6 protein-coding genes and 1 pseudogene are annotated in these 7,977 nt (G+C 70.3%); 4 read left to right on the top strand and 3 right to left on the bottom strand.

Going from position 1 to position 7,977, the window contains the following annotated elements:
* Window positions 1-85 precede the first annotated feature (85 nt).
* The 4 genes from AB0O82_RS38205 (at window position 86) to AB0O82_RS38190 (ending at window position 4,702) form a co-directional block, all read left to right on the top strand.
* Window positions 86-1,141, top strand: a complete 1,056-nt coding sequence (locus AB0O82_RS38205; RefSeq protein WP_363589594.1) for a 2-oxoacid:ferredoxin oxidoreductase subunit beta — start codon at window positions 86-88, stop codon at window positions 1,139-1,141.
* 55 nt (window positions 1,142-1,196) lie between these two features.
* Window positions 1,197-2,438 (top strand): 1-deoxy-D-xylulose-5-phosphate reductoisomerase, encoded by a 1,242-nt coding sequence (gene dxr / locus AB0O82_RS38200; RefSeq protein WP_363589592.1) that lies wholly within the window; start codon window positions 1,197-1,199, stop codon window positions 2,436-2,438.
* Complete coding sequence (locus AB0O82_RS38195) at window positions 2,435-3,382, top strand: 4-(cytidine 5'-diphospho)-2-C-methyl-D-erythritol kinase (protein WP_363589590.1); 948 nt, start codon at window positions 2,435-2,437, stop codon at window positions 3,380-3,382. The genes dxr and AB0O82_RS38195 overlap by 4 nt, the downstream gene beginning before the upstream one ends.
* A gap of 300 nt (window positions 3,383-3,682) precedes the next feature.
* Entirely contained in the window at window positions 3,683-4,702 is a 1,020-nt protein-coding gene (locus AB0O82_RS38190) for a terpene synthase family protein (RefSeq protein ID WP_363589588.1), read from the top strand.
* Window positions 4,703-5,051: 349 nt separating this feature from the next.
* Here the strand turns inward: AB0O82_RS38190 and AB0O82_RS38185 are convergent, their stop codons facing one another.
* The 3 genes and pseudogenes from AB0O82_RS38185 to AB0O82_RS38175 form a co-directional block, all read right to left on the bottom strand.
* Window positions 5,052-6,428, bottom strand: a complete 1,377-nt coding sequence (locus AB0O82_RS38185; protein ID WP_363589586.1) for a cytochrome P450 — start codon at window positions 6,426-6,428, stop codon at window positions 5,052-5,054.
* A 148-nt stretch (window positions 6,429-6,576) separates the two neighbouring features.
* A complete protein-coding gene (locus AB0O82_RS38180; protein WP_363589584.1) occupies window positions 6,577-7,632 on the bottom strand; it encodes a hypothetical protein in 1,056 nt (351 codons plus the stop codon).
* A 155-nt stretch (window positions 7,633-7,787) separates the two neighbouring features.
* A pseudogene (locus AB0O82_RS38175) lies at window positions 7,788-7,977 on the bottom strand (flavodoxin-dependent (E)-4-hydroxy-3-methylbut-2-enyl-diphosphate synthase); the annotation flags it as partial.

The following is a 7,977-nucleotide window of genomic DNA, read 5'->3' as shown; positions in this document are numbered from 1 at the left end:
AGGTGCGTGGGCTGCCGTTCAAGGCGGCGCAGTTGGCGGACGTGCTGTCGGCGGCGATCGGCGCCCTGGACGAGGAGGACCACCGATGAGTGAGAACGGCTTCCCGTCCCTGAACCTGGTGCCCAAGGCCGAAGGGCCGCAGAGTGCCCGGGACTTCAAGACCGACCAGGAGGTGCGCTGGTGTCCCGGTTGCGGGGACTACGCGGTCCTGGCGGCGGTGCAGGGTTTCATGCCGGAGCTCGGCATCAAGCGCGAGAACACCGTGTTCGTCTCCGGGATCGGCTGTTCCTCGCGTTTCCCGTACTACATGAACACCTACGGGGTGCACTCGATCCACGGGCGGGCGCCGGCGATCGCGACCGGGCTGGCGTCCTCGCGGCAGGACCTGAGCGTGTGGGTGGTGACGGGGGACGGTGACGCGCTGTCCATCGGCGGCAACCACCTGATCCACGCGCTGCGGCGCAACGTCAATCTGAAGATCCTGCTGTTCAACAACCGGATCTACGGGCTGACCAAGGGCCAGTACTCGCCGACCAGCGAGCTGGGCAAGATCACCAAGTCGACGCCGATGGGCTCGCTCGACGCGCCGTTCAACCCGCTCTCGCTGGCGATCGGCGCCGAGGCGACCTTCGTCGCCCGCACGATCGACTCGGACCGCCAGCACCTCCAGTCGGTGCTGCGGGCGGCGGCCTCGCACGAGGGCACCGCGCTGGTGGAGATCTACCAGAACTGCAACATCTTCAACGACGGCGCGTTCGAGGCCCTGAAGCAGCCCGGCACCCGGGACGAGGCGCTGATCCGGCTGGAACACGGGCAGCCGATCCGCTTCGGCGCGGACCTGGCCGGCGGCGTGTTCCGCGGCCCGGACGGCGAGCTGTTCACCGCGCCGGTGACCGCGGACAACGAGGCACGGGTCCTGGTCCACGACGCCCACGCGGCCAACCCGGCCACCGCCTTCGCGCTCTCCCGGATCGCCGACGCCGACACCCTCCACCACACCCCGATCGGCGTCCTGCGCGACGTCCACCGACCCGTCTACGACGAGCTGATGGCAGGTCAACTTGCCATTGCTTCACAGCAGATGGGCACTGGCTGCCTCACCACGCTGCTCACCGGAACCGATTCCTGGACCGTCGCCTGAAGAGCAAGCACACCCGATCACCCCGGCACAGTACGAACAGACAGGACGAAGATCCATGGCAGTTCCCGGGACCCACGCCCCCATGGCCATCGCCGACATCCACCTCCCCGGTGATCCGCCGCTGGGGCGACGGGACGTAGCCGTCCTGGGATCCACCGGATCGATCGGCACCCAGGCCGTCGACGTGATCCGCCGCAATCCCGACCGCCTACGCGCCGTGGCACTGGCCGCGGGCACGCGCAACCTGCCACTGCTGGCCCAACAGGCCCTCGACCTCGGTGTCGAGACCGTGGCCACCTCCCGGCGCGAGGCCGCACCGGCCCTGCGCCTGGCCCTGAAGTCCCAGGCGAACGGACGGCGGCTGCCCCGCGTCCTGGCCGGACCTGAGGCCGCCACCCAGGTCGCGGCCATCGGCTGCCACCGCGTCCTGAACGGCATCAGCGGCTCGATCGGACTCGCCCCCACCCTGGCCGCCCTGGAATCCGGGGCACGACTCGTCCTGGCCAACAAGGAGTCCCTGATCGCCGGCGGCCCCCTCGTCCGAAGACTCGCCCGACCCGGCCAGGTGATCCCCGTGGACTCCGAGCACTCCGCACTGCTCCAGTGCCTGCGCGGCGGCCAGCGCCGCGAGGTGCGCCGACTCATCCTGACCGCCAGCGGCGGTCCCTTCCGCGGCTACACCCGGAGCCGACTCGACCGGGTGACGGTCGACCAGGCCCTCGCCCACCCCACCTGGAACATGGGTCCGCTGGTCACCGTCAACTCCGCGACCCTCATGAACAAGGGCCTCGAAGTCATCGAGGCCCACCTCCTCTTCGACGTGCCGCTGTCGCGCATCGCCGTCGTCGTCCACCCGCAGTCCGTCGTGCACTCCATGGTCGAGTACGCCGACGGCTCCACCCTGGCCCAGGCCAGCCCGCCCGACATGCGCATCCCGCTCGCGCTCGGCCTGGGCTGGCCCGACCGGATCCGCGACGCCGCACCCGCCTGCGACTGGTCCACCGCTGCCACCTGGGAGTTCTTCCCGCTGGACACCGAGACCTTCCCCGCCGTCTCCCTCGCCCGTCAGGCAGGCGACGAAGGCGGCCTCGCCCCGGCCGTCCTCAACGCCGCGAACGAGGAATGCGTCCGTCTCTTCCTGACCGGCCGCATCCCGTTCACCGCGATCGTGGACACCGTCCGCCGCGTCCTGCACGCCACCTCCCGCCCCGTCCCCAGCGCCGCCCTCACCCTGGCGGACGTCCGCAAGGCCGAGACCTGGGCCCGCACTCAGGCCAGGGAGCTGTCGACCACATGAACACGGCCACGCCTCCAACGCCCCGTAGCGTCACCGCGACGGCACCGGGAAAGATCAACGTCCAGCTCTCCGTAGGCGCCCACCGCCCCGACGGCTATCACGCACTCACCACCGTGTTCCTCGCCGTCGCACTCCACGACACCGTCACGGCCACACTCGCCGCCACCGGGCGAACCACCGTCACCGTCATTGGCACCGACGCACAACGGGTGCCGACGGACGCCACCAACCTCGCCGCACGCGCCGCACAACTCCTCCGCGAACACCACGGGACCGACGCCGGAGTGGCCCTGCACATCACCAAGCGGATCCCCGTCGCCGGAGGCATGGCCGGCGGCAGTGCCGACGCCGCCGCCACCCTCCTCGCCTGCAACGCCCTGTGGAACACCCGGGCTACCCCTGCCCAACTCCACGCCCTCGCCACCGAACTGGGCAGCGACGTACCCTTCGCCCTCCTGGGTCAGGCAGCCCTCGGCCGGGGCCGCGGCGAGATCCTCACCGACCTGCCCGTCACCGGCCCCCTCCACTGGGTCCTCGCCGTCGCCCACGGAGAACTCGCCACCCCGGCCGCCTACGCGGAACACGACCGCCTCCACACCCTGCGCCCCGCCGACGCCCACCCCAGCCCGCAACCTCCCGCCGACCCGGCCCTGCTCGCCGCGTTGAAGACCGGCGATGCCACCGCACTCGGCGCAGCGCTTGTCAACGACCTCCAACCAGCAGCCCTCTCCCTCCACCCCGCGCTGGCCGCCACCCTCCACACCGGAAGGACCGCAGGCGCCCTGGGTTCGATCGTCTCCGGCTCCGGCCCCACCTGTGCCTTCCTGGCCGCGGACGCCCACACGGCAAAGTCCGTGGCCCGCGCCCTCGCCACCTCCAAGGCCGTCCGCCGCGTCCGCACCGTCAGCGGCCCCGCCCCGGGCGCGCACATCACCACCCGCTGAGCTGGGATTCAACAGCCTCGCGGCGAAGAAAGGTGCCATCGAGGGAGTTCGCCGGGGCTTACCGGACACACGACGGCCGCGCCCGGCCCGTCGGGTGCGCGAACCCGCACGGGCCGTGACGAGGAAACCCGCCTGGCCCGGGCACACCCGTACCGAAGCCGCCAGGCCACGGCGAGGGCCACGCACCGAACCGGCGCAGAGAAGGGCCGGCTCGCCGCGAGCGCGGGGCCGGCGCACAGCGGCCTCCGCCCATCGACCCACGCACCACACCACGATCCGCGACAGGAGTGAAGCCGCACCATGTGGAAGCAACGAGTCACCGTCACTCTTCCGACCTACGAGATACCCCTGCCGGTTCGCCCGGCCCCCTTCGAGCACATGGTGATCCGAAGCGAGGAGCCCTGGGCGAGGCAGATGGGAATCGACGACTCCACCATCGAGTCCTACCATCACGGTCTCAACAGCGGCCGTCTCACCTCACTGGAGTACCCCGCCTCAGGCCTGGAGGACTGCGAGCACCTCAACCGCTGGATGTGGTGGTACTTCTACTACGACGACCAGTTCAACGGCCCGCTCGGCCATGACCTGCCCGGCACCCGACGCACCATCGAGGCCACCCGCGAAGTCTTCCGGGGACGCCGGCCTGAGCACTCGGACCTGCGCAACTGGACGCTCTACCACCTGCGTGGCGAGCTCTTCGCCGCAATGCCGGCACCCTGGTGCGACAGCTTCATCGAGCACTGCGATCTCTGGCTCCACGGCTACCTGTGGGAGACCGGCCTGCGCATCGAGGACCGCATCCCCGGCCTCGCGGAGTTCACGTCCAATCGGCTGTGGACCTCCGGCATGAAGATGACCGTCGACCTCGTCGAGTACGCGGTCCGGGCCACGCCGCCCGAGCGGTTCATCAGGCACAAGGAGATCGATCAGCTCACCACCGACCTGAGCAACATCATCGCGTGGTCCAACGAAATGAACTCGCTGGCCATGGAAACCCAATTCCACCCGGTGAACAACCTGGTCTACGTCTTCTACTGGCATGAGACCCACGACATGCAGGAGGCGGTGGACCGGACCCACGCCCTGTACCAAGCCGTGTGCCGGGACGCCCTCGCCGTCCAGCACCGGCTCCCGGCCATCATGGACGAACTCCAGCTGTCCCGGTCCGAGCAGGGCATTGCCTGGCGCTGGCTGGAAGCGGCGTACCACTGCATCGGCGGTGGCCTGGCCTGGCAGCTGGAAACCGGACGCTACGACACCCCGACCGGCCCCGTCGACATCCCCGTCCCGGAGCTCAACCCCGACCCTGCCGAAGCCTGACCAGGGAAGAAACTGGCCAGACTGACGACACGTCCATCATGCCAAGCCGTACCGGAACCCCCTCGACAGGTCAGCGGCCGATCCGATGGTGTTCCCCGACGCCGACCCGACTACGGCCTACCGCTCCCGGGAAAGGGGAACCCCCGGTGACATCCGCCGTCCCCGACATCGACCAGCTGGCCCCCACCCCGCCGCAGGGCCCCCGGCAGGACCTGGGCGGTGTACCGAGTCGGAGGCTGTCGGTTGCGAGGACCCGCGCATCGTCATCGGGGGCCTTTCTCGATCAGACCGCTGAGCGGGGCGGGACGGCGGTGGGGCGCCAGCGCCACGGAGGCCGGTTCGCGGACGATCACGGCCGGTCGGATTGCTCACGGGCCGTAGGTTCACCCGTCCCGGGTTGTGGCGTCCGCGGAACGGTCAGCCGGGGGACGGCGATCATCGGCAGTGCGTTCGGCCGGGGCATTTCGGCCAGGACCGGCTTGACCGTGGAGCCCGGTGCCGGAACGAGCCGCCAACGGGCGGTGACCGTCGCCACCGAGATGAGCATCTCGGCCCATGCGAACGCTTCGCCCGGGCATTTGTACTTCCCCTTGCCGAAGGGGAAGGGCGTTCCCTGCCGCGATCGGCCGGGGAGCCATCGGTCGGGATCGAACCGCTCCGGGTCCGGGTACGTCCGCGGATCGCGGTGCAGGGCGTACTGGCTGTACGCGACCTCGGTTCCGGCGGGGAACGTGACGCCGCCGAGCGTGACCGTCGAGGTGGCCTTTCGGGTGATCAGTACGAGCGCGTACAGGCGGGTGACCTCCTGCAGCACCCGGTCCAGGTACTCGAGGCGATGCAGGTCGGCGACGTTGACCGGCCCGGTACCGACCACTTCGTCCACTTCGGCCTGGACGCGCGCTTCGATGTCGGGGTGCCGGGCCAGTTCGTGGAAGACCCACGCCAGCGTGGTGGCCGTGGTCTCGGTTCCCGCGAGCAGCAGTGTGATGAGCTGGTCGCGGATCTCCGCATCGGTCATGGCTTCGCCCGTCTCGGTGTCCCGGGCCTCCAGCAGCTTCGTCAGCAGGTCGTCACGGCCGGCCCCGTCGGTACGCGCGTGCCGGATCACCTCGTCGATGATCCGGCGCAGGCGGACGCCTGCGTCGCTGAACCCGCTGTTGAGCGGGATCGGAAGCCGGTCGAGGACCGCGGGGGCGACCGCCCGCACGACCACACCCCGTGACAGGACTTGCAGGGACCGCCACACCTCATCGAGCGCGGCCTGGCTGAGCCCGGAGGAGAAGAGCGACTCGGCCACGATCCCCGCGGTCAGCTCGTGCATCGCCCGGTCCACCCTGACGATCTCGTCCGGCTGCCAGGACATCGCCAAGGACCGCGCACGCCGTTCCATGACCTGGGCGTAGACCGCCGTGATGCGCGTGCGGTGAAGCGCGGGTTGCACCAGTCGCCGCTGGCGGGCGTTCACCTCGCTGTCGGTCGTCGCCAGCCCGTCGCCGAGGGCAGCGCGGGCCCGCTCGAAGAACCTGCCCTTGCCGAACACCCGGGCGTGGGTCACCAGGGCCTGGTGGACGAGGTCCGGGGTGGTGAGGAAGTACACGGGCAGGCAGCCCAGGTCGACCCGCACGATGTCCCCGGCGTGCTCCACCGACTGCAGGAACGCCAGCGGATCGAGCCACAGCTGCAGCAGATGGCCGATCAGGGGTACGCGCCCGGGCAGCGTGGGCACCTGCGTCAGACTGCGGGGTCCACCGCCCTGCGGAGGCGGTGTCTGGCGGGAGGGTTCCGGGTTCATGCGGGACTCCTAGAGGAGCAGGCGTGGCGAGCGGGAGCGGCCCGGCACCGTGCGAGGTGTCCTGGGTGTGGGGCGACGGGGTTCACGGGGTGAGGTGCTGCCACCACCAGGCGATGGAGGGGTAGCTCAGCGGGGCGGGGTCGAGTCCGGGCGGCGGGCTGGCGGTGACCTCCAGGGCGGGGGCGGCCATCGCGTAGCGCGGGTTGTCGCGGTGCCAGTGGACGACGTTGGCGACCATGTTGCCGAGGTCGGTGAGGAAGTGCCGCAGCTGCGGGCTTGCGTGGGCGGCCAGTTGGTCGCGCAGCCCGAGGAAGAGGGCCATGCTGCGGTTCCAGATGGTGATGGCCTGGACGACGGCCTGGGCCTGGGTGCAGCCCAGTTCGTTCATGAGGCCGATGACGAGGTTGTTCTGTCCGTCCACGGCGCGGGCGTCCTTGGCGAAGGAGGAGAGGTCGTTGATCCACAGCAGGAGCAGGCCGACGATCTCCCGCAGGGCCCGCAGGGCGGGGTCGTCGTACTCCCGTGCGGGCATCTCCTGGGCGTTGCAGACCTCGATCATGGCGAAGAAGGCCTCGAACCCGGACACGCCCAGGCGCAGGACCAGTTGGGTGTTGAGGTCGGGCAGGTGGTCCCGCAGCCGGTAGCTCGCCTCCCAGGGGATGCACTGGTGGTAGATGCGGTAACCGGCGGTGAGACGGTTGTACTGCAGCGGTGTGGCGAAGTCCCGGAAGGTGCGGACGATGTCGAGGTAGGCGGGCATGAACGGGGTGTCCAGCAGGGCCGTGTCCGGAGCCTCCAACGCCCGCTGCATCGCGCCGCACACGTCGATGACGTCGTGCAGGGACGGGCAGGCTTCGAACCAGTCGTCCAGGGCGAAGGCGTAGAAGTACCAGCGGCCGGTGGCTTCCAGGCGTTCGGCGTGTCCCTGGGGACTGCTGTTGGCCACGAAGGCCGCGCTGCGGCTTCCCAGCAGGCCCGCCCGCTCGGCCGGGTCCTGCGGGATGGGGCAGTGGTTCATCCACTGCGCCGCCCGCTTGTCGATCACGTCGGCTTCCGGGTGCGAGGACGGCTCCAGCGGACAGTAGAGCGGCGGCAGCCTGAACGCCGCGGAGGAACTGTGCGCGGATGTCCCGGTCATGGGTACCCCTTTGCTGCGGAACATGCGGAACGTGCGGACGGTGGCGGTGGTGAGGGGCCGGCCCGAGGGGTTCAGTGGGTCGGTCGCCGGCTTCCCCCGGTCAGGCTGAGGGCCTCGTCGAGGAGGGCTTCGACGATCCGGTTCTCGGGGACGGTGCGGATCGGCACGTTCACTGCCTGGGCGGCGTGGGCGATCTCGCGGACCTTGTCGTCGAACTTGCGGATGTTGCCGGGGTTGACGCGCACCGCGGCGCAGCCGGCGGCGGTGATCTCGGCGATCTGCCGGAGCGTGGCGTCGACGTCGGCGGTCGGGGTGGTGGTCATGGTCTGGACGGAGATGGGTGCG

Origin of the sequence: Kitasatospora sp. NPDC088264, from assembly GCF_040685715.1 — a bacterium.
Lineage (GTDB): Bacteria > Actinomycetota > Actinomycetes > Streptomycetales > Streptomycetaceae > Kitasatospora.
The sequence above is the reverse complement of the archived record's forward strand: the minus strand, read 5'-3'. Positions and strand labels throughout refer to the sequence as shown.